21 protein-coding genes and 1 other annotated feature are annotated in these 14,558 nt (G+C 34.5%); of the genes, 9 read left to right on the top strand and 12 right to left on the bottom strand.

Features of this window, described 5'->3' with window-relative positions; all coding sequences use genetic code 11:
* On the bottom strand, positions 1-554 hold a 554-nt coding region (locus tag ESZ54_RS03440; RefSeq protein WP_136136284.1), incomplete at its 3' end, for a transposase.
* A gap of 124 nt (positions 555-678) precedes the next feature.
* On the opposite strand from ESZ54_RS03440, the gene ESZ54_RS12810 reads away from it, so the two are divergent.
* Both ESZ54_RS12810 and ESZ54_RS03430 read left to right on the top strand, forming a co-directional pair.
* On the top strand, positions 679-891 hold the full coding sequence (locus ESZ54_RS12810) for a methyltransferase family protein (RefSeq protein ID WP_420824350.1): 213 nt from the start codon (positions 679-681) through the stop codon (positions 889-891).
* A 15-nt stretch (positions 892-906) separates the two neighbouring features.
* The gene (locus ESZ54_RS03430) at positions 907-1,272 is read left to right on the top strand and encodes a DUF3784 domain-containing protein (protein WP_136136282.1); all 366 of its coding nucleotides are present in this window, start codon (positions 907-909) and stop codon (positions 1,270-1,272) included.
* Between the two features lie 33 nt (positions 1,273-1,305).
* Here ESZ54_RS03430 and ESZ54_RS03425 read toward each other — a convergent pair whose 3' ends face one another.
* From ESZ54_RS03425 to ESZ54_RS03405, 5 genes are all read right to left on the bottom strand, one after another.
* Positions 1,306-1,764, bottom strand: coding sequence for a YaiI/YqxD family protein (locus ESZ54_RS03425; protein ID WP_136136281.1), 459 nt, complete (start codon positions 1,762-1,764; stop codon positions 1,306-1,308).
* 24 nt (positions 1,765-1,788) lie between these two features.
* Positions 1,789-2,256 carry a YehS family protein gene (locus ESZ54_RS03420; protein ID WP_136136280.1) on the bottom strand — a complete coding sequence of 156 codons (468 nt, stop codon included), beginning with the start codon at positions 2,254-2,256 and terminating at the stop codon, positions 1,789-1,791.
* A gap of 98 nt (positions 2,257-2,354) precedes the next feature.
* Positions 2,355-2,918 (bottom strand): TlpA family protein disulfide reductase, encoded by a 564-nt coding sequence (locus tag ESZ54_RS03415; protein WP_136136279.1) that lies wholly within the window; start codon positions 2,916-2,918, stop codon positions 2,355-2,357.
* Between the two features lie 9 nt (positions 2,919-2,927).
* The gene (locus tag ESZ54_RS03410) at positions 2,928-3,629 is read right to left on the bottom strand and encodes a cytochrome c biogenesis CcdA family protein (RefSeq protein ID WP_162615080.1); all 702 of its coding nucleotides are present in this window, start codon (positions 3,627-3,629) and stop codon (positions 2,928-2,930) included.
* Between the two features lie 44 nt (positions 3,630-3,673).
* Positions 3,674-4,189 (bottom strand): GNAT family N-acetyltransferase, encoded by a 516-nt coding sequence (locus ESZ54_RS03405; protein WP_136136277.1) that lies wholly within the window; start codon positions 4,187-4,189, stop codon positions 3,674-3,676.
* A gap of 179 nt (positions 4,190-4,368) precedes the next feature.
* On the opposite strand from ESZ54_RS03405, the gene asnA reads away from it, so the two are divergent.
* Positions 4,369-5,373: an aspartate--ammonia ligase gene (gene asnA / locus ESZ54_RS03400; protein ID WP_136136276.1), complete on the top strand. Its 1,005-nt coding sequence runs from the start codon at positions 4,369-4,371 to the stop codon at positions 5,371-5,373.
* A 50-nt stretch (positions 5,374-5,423) separates the two neighbouring features.
* On the opposite strand, the gene ESZ54_RS03395 is transcribed toward asnA, so the two are convergent.
* Together ESZ54_RS03395 and ESZ54_RS03390 are read right to left on the bottom strand one after the other, a co-directional pair.
* On the bottom strand, positions 5,424-6,005 hold the full coding sequence (locus tag ESZ54_RS03395) for a hypothetical protein (RefSeq protein WP_136136275.1): 582 nt from the start codon (positions 6,003-6,005) through the stop codon (positions 5,424-5,426).
* Between the two features lie 157 nt (positions 6,006-6,162).
* Positions 6,163-6,957, bottom strand: coding sequence for a MerR family transcriptional regulator (locus ESZ54_RS03390; RefSeq protein WP_136136274.1), 795 nt, complete (start codon positions 6,955-6,957; stop codon positions 6,163-6,165).
* A 210-nt stretch (positions 6,958-7,167) separates the two neighbouring features.
* Positions 7,168-7,377: a binding site (T-box leader), on the top strand.
* A 54-nt stretch (positions 7,378-7,431) separates the two neighbouring features.
* Between ESZ54_RS03390 and trpS the strand changes: the two genes are divergently transcribed.
* Entirely contained in the window at positions 7,432-8,442 is a 1,011-nt protein-coding gene (trpS, locus tag ESZ54_RS03385) for a tryptophan--tRNA ligase (RefSeq protein WP_136136273.1), read from the top strand.
* Between the two features lie 118 nt (positions 8,443-8,560).
* On the opposite strand, the gene ESZ54_RS03380 is transcribed toward trpS, so the two are convergent.
* Positions 8,561-9,052, bottom strand: coding sequence for a MepB family protein (locus ESZ54_RS03380; RefSeq protein ID WP_136136272.1), 492 nt, complete (start codon positions 9,050-9,052; stop codon positions 8,561-8,563).
* A 155-nt stretch (positions 9,053-9,207) separates the two neighbouring features.
* On the opposite strand from ESZ54_RS03380, the gene ESZ54_RS03375 reads away from it, so the two are divergent.
* The 5 genes from ESZ54_RS03375 (at position 9,208) to ESZ54_RS03355 (ending at position 12,107) form a co-directional block, all read left to right on the top strand.
* Complete coding sequence (locus ESZ54_RS03375) at positions 9,208-9,672, top strand: LytTR family DNA-binding domain-containing protein (RefSeq protein WP_136136271.1); 465 nt, start codon at positions 9,208-9,210, stop codon at positions 9,670-9,672.
* 1 nt (position 9,673) lies between these two features.
* The gene (locus tag ESZ54_RS03370) at positions 9,674-10,075 is read left to right on the top strand and encodes a DUF3021 family protein (RefSeq protein WP_136136270.1); all 402 of its coding nucleotides are present in this window, start codon (positions 9,674-9,676) and stop codon (positions 10,073-10,075) included.
* Between the two features lie 104 nt (positions 10,076-10,179).
* Complete coding sequence (locus tag ESZ54_RS03365; protein WP_136136269.1) at positions 10,180-10,689, top strand: hypothetical protein; 510 nt, start codon at positions 10,180-10,182, stop codon at positions 10,687-10,689.
* Complete coding sequence (locus tag ESZ54_RS03360) at positions 10,689-11,429, top strand: DUF6681 family protein (protein ID WP_136136268.1); 741 nt, start codon at positions 10,689-10,691, stop codon at positions 11,427-11,429. Before ESZ54_RS03365 ends, ESZ54_RS03360 begins: the two co-directional genes overlap by 1 nt.
* A gap of 180 nt (positions 11,430-11,609) precedes the next feature.
* Entirely contained in the window at positions 11,610-12,107 is a 498-nt protein-coding gene (locus ESZ54_RS03355; protein ID WP_162615079.1) for a GNAT family N-acetyltransferase, read from the top strand.
* A 303-nt stretch (positions 12,108-12,410) separates the two neighbouring features.
* Here the strand turns inward: ESZ54_RS03355 and ESZ54_RS03350 are convergent, their stop codons facing one another.
* From ESZ54_RS03350 to ESZ54_RS03340, 3 genes are all read right to left on the bottom strand, one after another.
* Positions 12,411-13,040, bottom strand: coding sequence for a DUF421 domain-containing protein (locus tag ESZ54_RS03350; protein ID WP_136136266.1), 630 nt, complete (start codon positions 13,038-13,040; stop codon positions 12,411-12,413).
* A 6-nt stretch (positions 13,041-13,046) separates the two neighbouring features.
* On the bottom strand, positions 13,047-13,493 hold the full coding sequence (locus tag ESZ54_RS03345; protein WP_136136265.1) for a DUF3290 family protein: 447 nt from the start codon (positions 13,491-13,493) through the stop codon (positions 13,047-13,049).
* Between the two features lie 118 nt (positions 13,494-13,611).
* The gene (locus ESZ54_RS03340) at positions 13,612-14,553 is read right to left on the bottom strand and encodes a DHH family phosphoesterase (RefSeq protein WP_136136264.1); all 942 of its coding nucleotides are present in this window, start codon (positions 14,551-14,553) and stop codon (positions 13,612-13,614) included.
* Positions 14,554-14,558: the final 5 nt, after the last annotated feature.

Genomic DNA, 14,558 nt, shown 5'->3' with positions numbered 1-14,558 from the left:
CCCCACTGTGGCTCTATTGTTAATTCTTTTGACAACTCATTAGTTTTCATAGAATGTTGTTTACATGTACTAGAAATTTTTTGCTTATCTCTTTTAACAGGCTTTGTATGTGCTTCTACAGCGGTCGCGTCAAAGGCAATATCTTCACTTAGAATATTGAACTCTGAATCAATTGACTTAATGATGAGACAGTTAAGATTAATCAAAACGTCAATTCTTTGAGACAATACATGTAAGATTCGTGAAAATGTGGCTTCAGAAGGATCTCTATCGCCAAATAGAAATCCTAAACTAAGCTTAAATCGAACATCTTGCTTAATTCTCATAACTAAAGCTTTAATTGTTGGAATGCCTTCTAAAAAGCTCACTAAAACAGCACGAAGTGCTGCTTCGTAATTAATAGTAACTGGCGCACCGACTATATTTTCTTTTTGAAATAATGCAACCAATGGTGTTAGTTCTAATGGGGAGAAAATTTCTTGATATTTCGCTTCAATCTCAAGTTCTTGTAAAATTTGGATGTCAAAAAGTGTTGGTTGTTGTATGATAGACATAGGAATCTTCCTTTCTGTTTAAGAGTCTGTCAGGACATCATAATTATAACAGATGGGGAGGTTCTTATTTTTATTGTTTTTAGAACGCTAATGTATCAAGGCATCATAATTATGAAATTAGCTCATCTATCAGTTTTCCAGACATCCAATGTATATTGGCTATTTTCTTATTTTTTTAGGTTGCGGCCTTTTATACCGCTCTCTCCTGTATTTGATGATCTGTATCATTTTTCAATTCACCGCCCATTGGATGGTTAATGCCGAAGAACGTTGGTGTCAAAAGCAATTTGGTGATACCTATTTAGCCTATCAAAACCAAGTCAGAAAATACATTTAGAAAGGAAGGAAGCTCATGTTTGATAATCTTTTAATTAGTCTTCTTATCATTCCCATTATTCTGATATTTTTCATCGTAAGCTATCAACTTAGACAAGGTAAATGGCTCATGCTAATTGCAGGCTATAATATGATTACATCAGAAGAACGTGCCAAGCTCGATAGTCAAAAAATTGCTAAAGAATCAAGTACTATGATGTTTTGGGCCGCCATTTACTGTGTTTTTATTTACCTTTTTATGCTTTTTCCAATCAAATTTTTAGTCAATTATCAATGGTTATTGTTTACTATTTTTATTGTACCAACAGCTATATTAATCTATTATACGGTGCAACACGTAAAAAAAACCAACCGCTATTTCAATGAAAAATTGAAAAAATAAAAAGAGCAGTAACGTTATCAATAAGAGATAGCATTACTGTTCTTTCATTAACCCATCCCTCAACACTTTGCGCATCTTGGCTGTAAATTCATCTCGATCTGCTTGGGTGAACGGTTTGGGGCCTTTGGTTCGTTTACCTGCTTTTCGCATTTGACCACTGAGGTAGCGTTGCGTCAATAGGCCGTCAATCGTTTCTGCCAAGTATTCTGTCCCGCGATGATGAAAAACACGGACTTTTTTACCCAATAATAGCGACGCCAAGCCATAGTCTTGTGTGATAACAAGATCATCATCATGAATTTCTTTAACAATTCGATAATCAGCACCATCTGCACCCATATCAACATAAATAAAGGTCAGAAAATCAGGATATTCTTTTGTCGTAAAATGATCGACACTGGTGACAATTAAGACTGGTAAGCTAAATTCGCGCGCTAATTCAATCACTTCTTGTTTCACTGGAGAGCCATCTCCATCAATTACAAAACGCATGTGCCACTTTCCTCCTGTTTAACTTTAACCACGATAGTAAATCGTTAATCCTTTGATAAAATTACGAGCAAAGTTATCTAAACAAGGTTTATAATTGCGATGGCCTTCTTTTCGTAAAAATGAACCTAGTTCACTTTTAGACATATAGATGTCAACATTGCCAAAAATATCTAATAAATTATCTGTTGTGAGTGATAATGCGATCTTCACTTTTTTCAATAAAAGATTGTTTGCATTATATTGCGTTAATTCTAAAGCTGGTTCTGGCCCCTCTTTAACACCACGTTGTGAGATAATTAAACCATTTAAAAAGCGTTCAAATTGTTCATCAGTGACTGGTAATTCATATTCTTCTTCGTCAATTTTGCGTAACATTTGCAGTAATTCTTCTACCGTTACATCCACGCCACCTAATTTAAAAATTTTAATCATGTCTTTATCTTTAATATCTAACGCATAACGTAATCGTTTCAAGCGATCATTATGATTCATACTTTGCACCTTCCATTTCTTTTTCCAGTATACCAAAGTTCGTGAGGACAACCTAGAACTAAAAAAGATCCACATCTCGCAGATCTTTTAATCATCATTTATTTAATTTCTTCAATTTGTTCTTTAAGGGTTTTTTCCGTAATTATTCCTGCGGCCTCACCCTGTACGTTCCCTTTTTTATCAATAAAGTAAGTGGTCGGTAAAGCCTTCACAATAAATTTGTACTTCATTTCATTATTAATATCAAACTTAATTGGAATGTCTAATTTTTCATTTGCAATAAATTCTTTAGCCGTATCTTTTGTTTCGGACTTGCCATCGGTTTGATTGATAAATAAGAAAACAACATCCTTTTCTTCCTTGTAGACCTTCTCAAATTCAGGCATCTCTGCTCGACATGGTTTACACCAACTGGCCCACACGTTGACCACAATTGGTTTACCTAAATAATCACTTAGTTTTTCTTCTTGATTATCTTCATTCACAAATTTCGCATCAAATTGTGATTCTTTGATATTACGTATTTCTTCATCAGGTGCCGATTCAGTGACCAACGTGTCAAAAGCACCCTTACGAATTAAGAACTGATAACTAAAAAAGGCGAAAATAAAAACTGCCACTGTAATTCCAATATTTTTTAATAACTTTTGTCTCTCGTTCATACGCTCCTCCTATCGTTGCACTAACAATTGTAAATATGCTACCCAACCAAACAGCATCGCAATCCCTACTAAAATCATCAAAATACCAGAGACGCGATTGATAATATCAAAATGAATTTTAATCCACGTAAAGGCCTGTTTAAAATTTTGCAGTAGGAAAGTACTTAGTATAAAGGGAACGCCTAAACCTAATGCATAAATAAACAGTAACAAACCGCCTTTCAGGGGCTCACTTGATTGGGCGGCCATTGCAAGTGCCGTACCTAAGTATGCTGACATACACGGTGTCCAGCCTAACGCAAAAACTGCACCAAAAAAGACAAGCGATAAACGATTACTGTGAATACTAATTTTCATCGTTGGTTTGAATTGATTAAAGAACCCAATTTTGGCCTTCATTCGATCAAATAACCCTAAAATATTACAGCCAGCCAAAATGACAATTAATCCCGTTACCACTTGAATCACTTTTTGATGGCGAATGATATTTTGCGCGAAAAAATTCGCAAAAATACCCATTGCGACAAAAATTAGCGAAAACCCCAAAATGAAAGATAAAACGCGAAACAGCGCATCATATTTTTTTGATTGAGCTGCTCCCTCGTGATCGCCTAAAAAATAAGCAATATACACCGGTAATAATGGTAATATACATGGTGAAATAAAGGTTAAAATACCTTCAAAAAATAATATCAACGGTAACGTCCCCACACAAACACTCCTCCCAATTTTGTTAGCACTTTATTCCATTATATCTATAAGACCTTGACCATCAGATAATCCGTTTGCTCTTTATCACCCATATGAAAAGTATGACTACTTTCTTTTTTAAAACCGTTCTTTTGATAAAAGCTTAAAGCCACTGTATTTTTTTCCCAAACCCCTAACCATAATTGCTTCACTTTTTTTGCTTGAGCAATTTGAATCGCCTGTTCCATTAAAGCCGACCCGACATGTTGCCGTTTAAATTCCTTTTTCACGTAGATGCGTTCAACTTCCAATGAATTAGGAATTGTTTTTTCTGTTTGTGCTGGATACTCATTCACTTTTAAATACCCACAAACATCATGACCTATATATGCAAAAAAGAATTGCGAATGTGTGTCATTCACTTCACTGATTAACTTTTCATCCGTAAACGCTCGCGCCACATATTTATCAATATTTTCCTTCGTATTAAATGGCAGAAACGTATCCGTAAAGGTTTGAATACTCACTTCTTGAATCGCTTTTAAATCTTGAACCTGGCATTTTTTAATTGTGACTGACATCTTTACAACACTCCTCTAAATATACCTTATCCTCGTTCTTTAATCCTATCATTATATAATTTCCATACAAAATCAATGCTAAATTTTGCGCCGATTCGGTAAATCTACTAAATAGGGTAAAAAGGTTAGCAAATATATGGTACAATAGTCAGTAAAAAATCGGAGGAGTCGTGATAATTATGGAGAAAACAATTATTCCAAAAGACTATCAATCGACATTAAATGTCTATGATACGCAAACAGCAATCGGCTTTATCAAACGTTGTTTTGAAGAAGCCTTAACAGGTAGCTTAAAATTAAAACGTGTTTCAGCACCCCTTTTCGTTGACGAACGTTCTGGGTTAAATGATAATTTAAGCGGAACCGAACGTCCGGTAACCTTTGATGTACCAGCACTACGCGACAATGGTGAAGTGGTTCACTCATTAGCAAAATGGAAAAGAGTCGCATTAAAAGACTATGACTTCCACTCAGGAAATGGCCTTTATGCTGATATGAATGCCATTCGACGTGACGAAGAATTGGATAATCTACACTCTCTTTATGTCGATCAATGGGACTGGGAACGTGTCATTACAAAAGAACAACGGACCATTGAGTATCTAAAAGAAACTGTCCAAGGACTGGTCAATGCAATGGCTGAGACTTCAAGTCGTTTGCATACTAAATATCCAAGTATTAAAACGTCAATCGATACCAACGTAGCGTTTATTACCAGCCAAGAATTAGCTGATCTTTATCCAGACTTAACATCTAAAGAACGCGAACATGCTTTTGTTAAAGAGCATCCAACAACTTTTATTCTACAAATTGGCGATGTGTTAAATCACGGTGAGCCTCACGATAACCGTGCACCAGACTATGATGATTGGGCCCTAAACGGTGACTTATTATTCTGGCATGACACATTAGATTGTGCGATGGAACTTTCAAGTATGGGTATTCGTGTTGATAGTGACGCACTGATGGATCAATTAGAAAAAGCCAACGCCAAAGATCGTTTAGTTTATCTGTACCATCAACAAGTGCTAAATAATGAATTACCACTCACAATTGGTGGCGGTATTGGCCAAAGTAGAATGTGTATGTTACTTCTGGAAAAAGCACATATTGGTGAAGTTCAGGTCTCATTGTGGGACGAAGAAACCATTAACGCCTGTCAAAATAAAATTTTTTTACTATAAAATATTAAAACGGATAAACCTCTATTTAGAGTGCTTGTCCGTTTTTATTATTATTTTCCTTGATAGTCCTGTACTAATAGAGTAATTTGATCTTTCAAAACAATCCTTGTTTCTTTAATTTTATCGGGATCATCTGAAATAATGTCATTCATTAAATCAATATGACTATCTAAAAAGGCTAAAAAATGTTTCTCCGATGGCTTATTATAGATTTGATAATAAACCGTTCCCTCTTTATCTTCAACAAATCCAAAAATACGAAAGGCCGATGATAAGTACTTTCGTCCAGAAGAATCACTTTGATTATAGAGTGGTTGATACATATTTTTCATCGTTTGTTTAATGCGGCTCATTTTATCTTGATTAACTTGCCAGTATTCTTTTAAAATGGGATAGTTTCTAAATTTCAATTTATAACGATTTGTGTAGGCATAATAGAATAATGGTGTTAGAGCAACCACCATCAAAATCATCCACATTAATGACGCACCACTAAAAGTTTTTACGACAAAGAATAACACTACTGGTGTGCCTATTGCATACAAGCTCCAATTACCAAAAACAATTGCAATTGTTGTTAAAATTACTGGCGATAAACACAATAGATATAATTTTATTAGCACATCATCCATCTACAACACATCCTAAAGGTTTTTTATCTATTATATCAAGATATCTTCTTGAATGAGCAATTATTTATCATTTAGATACAATAATAGCAAGACGACACCATTAGTCATTAAAAAAGCATTGAATCAATCTCAATTGATTCAATGCTTTCCACTCAACTTATTTTTTACTAATTGGCATATAAACTGCTACCACATTATCATCTGGTGCGACTTGTTCTGGGTCAGTCATGTATTGCTCAAACGGCACACCATTAATCTTATAACCATTCATTTCAACCCATTTTGTTAAAATTGCATACGCTTCACCTAAATTACTATAGTTACCATGAAATTCATAGAAGGCACATTCAGCAGCTTCTATAATATGATTGCCAACTGCACCTTCAGCGATTGGGAAACCAATTTCAACGTCATAATTTTCTGGCGTAAACTCTTCACTGTGATAGAGTGTGACCGGTGCTCCGATTGGCATTTGTTGACTTTGTGCTAATAAGCCACCTGCTTTTGCAAATAATTCGTTAAAGTTTGCGATATTTATATTTTCACGGACAGACACTAAATTTAGTTTTGGACTCATAACCTTAGTAACGTTTGTTGTATCAATGTTTTTCATGATGCTTCCTCCTTGAGTTAATTCCTCGATGTATTGCTCAATCGAGTGTTGAAGTAAAGAATAAGAAGTCGCTTTTGCTAATATTTCTTCGCGTTTACTTTTAAGAATTATTGGTAATTTGTCATTGTCACTCATCACTTCTTGAATCTCAGCAAGTGAAAATTCATAGCTCTTTAGCTGTAAAATTTTTAACGTTACCTTTAGTTGATCCGCTTCATAATAGCGGTAGCCATTCACGGGATCCACGTGTTCAGGTTTCAACAAACCGATTTCATCATAGTAACGTAATGTTTTACTCGGAATTTGACTGACTTTTGAAAATTGACCAATTGTTAACATTTCTTATTCCTCCAATTCGTTCTCGTCTTGAGTAACTACAGCATACAGCTTCCAGTAACTGGAAGGTCAAGCATCATCTTCAAATTTATTTAAAATATTTTTTTCTAGGACTATTTATCTATTATATCAACGTTTTTGAGCATTGTGTACTTGTAAAATCTTCTACAGTCTTGCATTTTTTTGAGATAGGTTTATACTTTACCTTAATAATTAAAATTAACGAGGAAGAAGAGTAAAATTAAACGCGTTTAAAGAGAGCTAATGGTTGGTGTAAATTAGTAACCCTTTAATTTGAATGGACTTCTAAATGACATTTTGAACGTAACCCTAGTATGAATGTCCGCATTTTTTGCGTTATCAAAGTAGTTTAACTACAAAAGTTAATTTTGAGGTGGTACCGTGATATTCATCACCCTCTAGTAAGGTTTTTAACCTTATTAGAGGGTGATTTTTTATTTTAAGGAGGAAATGACAATGACATCAATATATTTAACTGGAGACAGACCCACTGGCAAATTACATTTGGGACATTTTGTTGGCTCGCTACAAAATAGAGTCAATATCCAAAACGAACTAGCCACAACGCAATACATTATGATTGCTGACCAACAAGCTTTAACAGACAATGCTGATAATCCTCTAAAAATTCAAAAGAGCGTTATAGAAGTCTTACTAGACTATCTAGCTGTTGGTATTAATCCAGAACAATCAACTATTTTTGTGCAATCAAAAATTCCGCAATTACCAGAACTCACTCTTTATTATTTAAATCTCGTCACAGTCGCACGCCTTTATCGCAATCCGACAGTTAAATCAGAAATGAAAGACAAAAATTTCGAAACCAGTTTACCTGCAGGCTTCTTAATGTATCCTGTCAGCCAAGCAGCTGATATTACTGCATTCAAAGCCACCCACGTACCTGGTGGAGGTGACCAACTGCCAATGATTGAACAAACCAAAGAAATTGTCAGAACGTTCAACCGAATTTATCAAACGGATACATTAGTTGAACCTGAAATTGTTCTCCCAAGTAAAAATCGCGAACGTTTAAAAGGGATTGACGGGCACGGAAAAATGAGTAAATCACTAAACAATGGTATTTACTTATCTGATGATGAAGCAACTGTTAAGAAAAAAATCATGAGTATGTTTACTGATCCAAATCATATTCATGTCAATGATCCTGGTCAAGTTGAAGGTAATATGGTTTTTGAATATCTTGATATTTTTGCACCCGATCAACAAAAAGTTGCTGACTTAAAAGAACACTATCAAAAAGGTGGTTTGGGTGATGTTAAAATCAAACTCTATTTAAATGATGTCTTGCAGGAATTATTAACACCGATTCGACAAAAACGTGCTCAATTAGAACAGGACGATGCCTATTTAATAGAGGTTCTAAAAAAAGGAAGTCTTCATGCTCAAGAACAAGCAGAAAAAACCCTTGATGACGTAAAAAAAGCTATGGGCATTCAATATTTCTAAGCAACTAAAAAAGATACATATTAAGGGACCGTGACAAAGTACGTCACGGCCCCTCTTTTTTACAAACTAAACAACTTATTTCTTGAAGCTGAACACTTCTGTCACAACCTCTTAAATTTTATTCCAAATAATATTCACGCATGACTTCAAATTGGCTTGTATGTGTTAAATCAACAAAGTAATTTTGTTGCCATTTTTGTGTCCGTTGCGCTGTTTGATTTAAATCAGTTTCCCAAGTGGGATAAATACGAATTCCCATCTTGCCTTTACTATTTTCTCCACTTAAAATACCTTTCTGTAAAAGAATATCTTTCGGAAAAACAAATTGACCTTTCTTCGTGCCATCTAAAACTGAGACAATAATTTTTTCAGGACTATCTGCATAAGTGTAAGGTTGATTTTTTCCTGCAGCATCTTTCTCCCAAAAGACGACAAAATAACCCTTTTTCGTTGGTGTTAATTTAGCTAACCGACTTCTAAAGCTTCGGTTATCCAACTGAAAAGAGAAACCCTCATATTCCTCATTTTGAGTCTCCATCGTTAGACTCTTAATCGGTCCTATCTCTAAATCTTGGCATATATTTTCCAGCCAATTCAATGATTGATACATTTATTTTCCCCCTACATTTCAATTGAGGCTCAAGTTGATTAACCCTACCATATTACTCTACCACTTGTCCCTTTAAAACAACCACTTAGCCTAAACAACTAGTTTTATTTATTTTTTAATTTTATACTTAAATTAGGTTAAAGGAGGTTAACACAATGACAGTAGAAATCCAGTATTCATATCAAGTGATTCAAAATAATCAGTCAGATGAAGTTCAGGTTATTAGCTCCACAGAACATGATGCTAAACTATTAATGAACAAAATAAAAAACTGTTTGACACACTCACCGACACTTTATCTTACCCATAAAAACCAGCAATTGATTATTGAACAAGCACAAATTTATTTTGCAGAAGTCTTTCAAAATAATCTAGTGATTCATACAAAAGAGGACAACTATGAAATCACTAAAACACTCAAGTCTTTTCATAAAATGCTTAGCCCACAAAACTTTGTTCAAATTTCCAAATCAACTATTATTAATTTGAATTATCTAACTCGATTGGAAGTGGCCTTCTCAGGTAACTATTATGCTTATCTAAAAGGACAACATCAAGTCACTGTCTCTAGACGTTTTGTCACATTGCTTAAATCTGCAATTGAAAGGAAGGTGGATTAAAATGACAGTCATAAAATATATTGCTCGCGGTTTAGGAATCGGATCTACAATATACCTTATTTCTGGATTAATTTATACCTCAGGAGCTATTCAACAACAAATATTTAGTATCTTACTTTTAAGCGTACTTCTTGGTGTTTATCCATTAATCTATTTACAAGAGAAACTATCATTATTTACACAAGCTTTGATTCATCTAGGCTTAAGTTACTTTAGTTTTTTAGGAACTGCCTATTTAGGTCAATGGTTTCCAATGAAAATTGGGATCATCGTTACCGCCAGCCTTACTTTTTTTGTTATTTTTATTTTCATTTGGTTCCTCTATTATCACAAGGAAAAAAATAAAATAGCCAGTTTAAACAAGAAACTAAAGTTAAAAAAGGACAACTCGCTTAATTCTTAGGGTAACTATAGATATTTTTAAGAAATATCTCGCAAAAAATTCTCAATTTTCTCCTATTCTCGTGGTATTATTAACGATAGTTACAAGAAAAGGAGATTTTTTCAATGAAAAAAGATAAAGTAGTCGCCCCCTTTTTAAAACCGATTGCTATCTTAGCTATTTCAGTCAGTATTACCACTACAACAGCCGTTGTGGATAGTAAAAATTATAAGTCACCCAAACCTGAAAAAATAGAATCGACTAAAAAAACAAGCGAAGAAACCAAAAATAATAAAAAAGAAACTTTAATAACCGATACCACAAAAGCAACACACGAGATTAAAGAAGATCCAAACCAAAAAACACCAAAAGAAACTGAAAAGACAACTGAATCAAAAGAAACACAAACAACAAAAGAACCAAATATTGACAATAATCAAAATAACAACAATCAAAAACCTGATGATTCAAATAATACTAACAGTCCAAATGATCCAAATAACAACAATAACTCAGATAATGAAGATCCTGCAACAGAGAAAGACAGTCCTAAAAATAAAGACAAAGATAGTCTTGCGGGAAATAAAACGCCGACAAAACCTGAGAATAATCCGACTAAAGAAGGTGCTCAATAATGGATGCGTTACTAACGTTACTTTTTGCTAATATTAGTAAATTTTTAAACTATTTGAATATCAATCCGCGTTTACAAAATAAAATTTTTACAATTGCGAGTATTTTTCCAACTCTTTACATGTTACGCATTGTAAAGGGATACTTTAACAATCAAAATTATGTTCGTTTCTTTATCTTTCTAGTTATTTTTATTGTCCTTGTCTACTTTATTATCCTTAATTTTATCTATTACTTTAAAGACCGTAAAGTGAAGTGGGACGTCACTAATTTTATTGAAGATATCGTACCAGAAGATTTAACTTATAATGCTGACGGTACTGTTGCAACACCTACTGGTACTCCTGTCATTCACGGAAAGGCTTTACCACTACGATTTTTTGAAGATAGTGATTTCATTTTAGAAGAGATTATAAATCAACTAATTGCCTCTGGTGAATTAACAACAAACTCGTTGGATGAAAATCAATATTTACTCGATAAATATGCGCTTATTCCGTACTATCGCATTAAAAAAGATAAACTGATGATTGGCAGTAGTTACGCTGATTTAAAAGAGATTGCGGAAATCAAGCTTGATGAAAATGAAGTCCATACACTGATACCTTTAGGCGTCTTTATTTTAGGTGGTCCTTATCAACTTGATGGTATTACTTACAAGCAGCCATATACGATTGAACTGCGTGTTAAAGCTGAAGACGAGCCAGTAACAGAAACTCGTTCACAACGTTTTAAAGCATAAAAATAAGGTATTCAAGCTATTATTTACCTAGTAGATTGAATACCTTTTTTAATTTGTTAATGATTGGACTGAGCCGTTTATTAAATAATATTGAATTCAACTGATTTATACTTTCATTCTCTTAAATTTTACGTTATTCTAGACATAATGATTAAAACTTATATAAGGAGTTCATCAATAATGAAAGAATTTTCGCATCCAACGTTTCCAACCATTCATATTCAATTATTAAACAAACAAGATCACACTGAAATGATTCAACAATTTGTGTCTGAAAACCATGCTCACTTAACAAATAATGCTGTTGCATTAACTGCTGCTGAGGTTCTTAATGAACTTTTAGACTTCGTACCAAGTCAAAACTCAACCCGCGATAAAAATTTATATGGTATTTTTGATAACCAAAAATTAATTGGCTTAATCGATTGGATTACTAATACACCAACAGAAGGTACGGCACTTATTCGTGAATTCACTTTAGAACCAAGTTATTTTGAAGCTGGTTTAGCTTTACCGCTATACCATGCGTTAGAACAAATGGCTCATGAAACAGATGCTGAAAAAATCACTGTTGCATTAGAAGCTTCAAAAGCTAACATGATTGCATTTTGGCAAGAACAAGGTTTTGAAAAAGAAGTAGAACAAGCTAATACCATTTCATTAACTAAAAATATCTAAAAAAAAAGAGGCTAACTTTTAAGTTGGCCTTTTTTTGTTGGTTTTGAGTGATGGTGTTGGTTGAGTTTACGGGATTATTTTGGCTGAGATTCGGCACTAAGCTAATCCTGCTAGTCAGGCAAAAAACGCCTGATTATCAGGATTGTCTTATTGCTCATCCCAAACCGCCAGCTCCACCACCTTTGATGAACGGGATTTTTAGTGCATGGGTTCAGCACCAAGTCAATCCTAGTATTCAGACACAAACCGTCTGATTACTAGGCTCGTCTTGCTGTTCACCCATAAACGCACTAAAAATCACCTTTATTTATAAGTACTCAGCTCTAATTTTCCGTTTATGTATTGGCCTAGGTAGACATTGTTTAATGTGGTGTTTTGTTTTTCGAGTTCTGTGTCTAGCCATTCGCGGTCTTTGTCGAATGATTCTAAGATGTCGAGGTCGACGACGCCGTTAGTGATGATTGGAAATTTGACGACTTCTTCGCCGTATTGAATGATGGTTAGTTGGCCGTTTTGTTCTTGGATAGCACGTTTTACTTGACGGGTGTCATAAATATTGGCGGCACGTAGTTTAAACATTAAATCACTTGCTGCGATGCCTTTTTTGGCGCATGCGTCGACTTGTACCTCGCCATTTTTAATTACTGTAATTGGCTGACCATCGACAAAACGTTTCATAAAGGCTAGATTTTCTTTCATGTATTTCACCAAAACAACAAGGAAAGTCCAGATTACTAAAATAAGCAAAAATTGCAAAATGGTGATTTGTTGATTATAAATCACGCCTCCAATAATTCCCCCTAAAACATAATTTTGTAATTGATCAAGGGTTGAAACAGGTGCTAAATTGGCTTTCCCCAATAAATTCATTTGTAAAATTAAACAGAATAAACCAATGGCTAACTTAATGGCAATTTGCAAATAATCATTCATTCACACTCACTCCTCTACTAAATTGATTTGATCATTAATCAGAAATGTCTCTTCCAATTTATATGATGATAAATCAGTATTCATATTGATTTGGTAAAAATCTTGATCCACTTTTATTAACATCTCATCTCGAATCACTTTTGAATTCACAGCCAATTGTTTCAACGGAACATGCTGTGATTTGCTGACACTTTCCAAAAAGCATGCCATTTGAGAGGCATTACTTTGATTAACCTTCCCAACCTCAAATTCATTGACTTGAATGCCCGCAAAAAAGACAATGGCTAACGTAATCAGGACAAAAATGTCACGATATTTACGCTTTTCCTTACTTCTAAATTGCTTTAATGCCAAAACAAGTAATATTACAATGAGCCCCAAAAAAATAGCATACTTTCCGTAATGCGATTGTTCTGCTTGCTCAATAAAAAATTGATAGCTATAAAAATCCATTGTCCTTCACCCTTTCTCTCACTTCCATTTAACCACAAGTTTATCTATCAAACCACCATCCAAAAAAATAAGCCTTTTATTTAATCATAGTTTATGACCAAACAAAAGACCTACGTTATTATTCATTTACAGCGGCAATAATTTCTTGATAGATTTGTTCAACTTCATCTAAATTTTTAGCGTTACAACCACTCGCTAACATATGGCCGCCACCATGATGTCTCTTTGCGATACCATTGATAGCTGGTCCTTTCGAACGTAAACGGACACGGTAATGACCTTCTGGTTGAGCCACAAAAATGCCCCATGCGGTAACTGCTTTTAATTTACCAGGAATTGGGATAATTGCTGGCGTTTCAGAATCAACGACTTGGTATTGATCTAGCACTTCTTGTGTTAGTAAAACCATTGCCGCACCAGATTCATCAATTTTTAAGTTCTCACTTACATAGCCGGATAAACGGGCAATATTTTCAGTCACTTCATCCATTTCACGACTTAATTTAGCTGCATCAAATTTATATTCTTTTAATTTTGATGCGACCCATAAAGTGTGACTCGTTGTTGCCGGATAGAGAAAACGACCTGTGTCCCCAATAATTCCTGCATACAATAAACGCGCCGCTTCATTTGTCATCACTAAATCATCTTGATTTGCCACATACAAATCATAAATAAGTTCGCTGGTACTACTTGCATCTGGACGTACCCAAGCTAAATCACCATAAGGTTCATCATTTGGATGGTGATCAATTTTGACGATTTCTTTCCCTAGCTTAAACTGTTCACCACTGACGCGCGGTGCATTGGCAGTATCTGTTGTAATCACTAGCGCATCTTGATACATATCATCTGTCACAGTGTCCATTGTCAGTAAATAATCTAAATCATGAACAGGTCCGCCCACCACATAGATATCTTTTTCAGGGAAAGAAGCTCTTAAAATTGAAGCCAAACCTCCCTGAGAACCCAACGCATCTGGATCAGGATTTTGGTGACGATGAATCATAATTTTCTGATAGGCTTTAATTTTTTCAACAATTTGTTGTTCAATTTTCATTTTTA

Origin of the sequence: Vagococcus silagei, from assembly GCF_004795745.1 — a bacterium.
Taxonomy (GTDB): Bacteria; Bacillota; Bacilli; order Lactobacillales; family Vagococcaceae; genus Vagococcus; species Vagococcus silagei.
Note: the sequence above shows the minus strand (reverse complement) of the source record. Positions and strands in the feature narration are given on the sequence as shown.

What these genes read in the sequence shown, in the direction of transcription:
- ESZ54_RS03350 (WP_136136266.1), bottom strand. Translation starts at nt 13,040, where the DNA reads ATGAATGATTATTTGCAAATTGCCATTAAGTTAGCCATTGGTTTATTC.
- ESZ54_RS03405 (WP_136136277.1), bottom strand. Translation starts at nt 4,189, where the DNA reads ATGTCAGTCACAATTAAAAAATGCCAGGTTCAAGATTTAAAAGCGATT.
- ESZ54_RS03380 (WP_136136272.1), bottom strand. Translation starts at nt 9,052, where the DNA reads ATGTATCAATCATTGAATTGGCTGGAAAATATATGCCAAGATTTAGAG.
- ESZ54_RS03395 (WP_136136275.1), bottom strand. Translation starts at nt 6,005, where the DNA reads ATGGATGATGTGCTAATAAAATTATATCTATTGTGTTTATCGCCAGTA.
- ESZ54_RS03345 (WP_136136265.1), bottom strand. Translation starts at nt 13,493, where the DNA reads ATGGATTTTTATAGCTATCAATTTTTTATTGAGCAAGCAGAACAATCG.
- ESZ54_RS03415 (WP_136136279.1), bottom strand. Translation starts at nt 2,918, where the DNA reads ATGAACGAGAGACAAAAGTTATTAAAAAATATTGGAATTACAGTGGCA.
- ESZ54_RS03370 (WP_136136270.1), top strand. Translation starts at nt 9,674, where the DNA reads ATGACAGTCATAAAATATATTGCTCGCGGTTTAGGAATCGGATCTACA.
- ESZ54_RS03430 (WP_136136282.1), top strand. Translation starts at nt 907, where the DNA reads ATGTTTGATAATCTTTTAATTAGTCTTCTTATCATTCCCATTATTCTG.
- asnA (WP_136136276.1), top strand. Translation starts at nt 4,369, where the DNA reads ATGGAGAAAACAATTATTCCAAAAGACTATCAATCGACATTAAATGTC.
- ESZ54_RS03390 (WP_136136274.1), bottom strand. Translation starts at nt 6,957, where the DNA reads ATGTTAACAATTGGTCAATTTTCAAAAGTCAGTCAAATTCCGAGTAAA.
- ESZ54_RS03340 (WP_136136264.1), bottom strand. Translation starts at nt 14,553, where the DNA reads ATGAAAATTGAACAACAAATTGTTGAAAAAATTAAAGCCTATCAGAAA.
- ESZ54_RS03425 (WP_136136281.1), bottom strand. Translation starts at nt 1,764, where the DNA reads ATGCGTTTTGTAATTGATGGAGATGGCTCTCCAGTGAAACAAGAAGTG.
- ESZ54_RS03360 (WP_136136268.1), top strand. Translation starts at nt 10,689, where the DNA reads ATGGATGCGTTACTAACGTTACTTTTTGCTAATATTAGTAAATTTTTA.
- ESZ54_RS03375 (WP_136136271.1), top strand. Translation starts at nt 9,208, where the DNA reads ATGACAGTAGAAATCCAGTATTCATATCAAGTGATTCAAAATAATCAG.
- ESZ54_RS03355 (WP_162615079.1), top strand. Translation starts at nt 11,610, where the DNA reads ATGAAAGAATTTTCGCATCCAACGTTTCCAACCATTCATATTCAATTA.
- ESZ54_RS03420 (WP_136136280.1), bottom strand. Translation starts at nt 2,256, where the DNA reads ATGAATCATAATGATCGCTTGAAACGATTACGTTATGCGTTAGATATT.
- trpS (WP_136136273.1), top strand. Translation starts at nt 7,432, where the DNA reads ATGACATCAATATATTTAACTGGAGACAGACCCACTGGCAAATTACAT.
- ESZ54_RS03365 (WP_136136269.1), top strand. Translation starts at nt 10,180, where the DNA reads ATGAAAAAAGATAAAGTAGTCGCCCCCTTTTTAAAACCGATTGCTATC.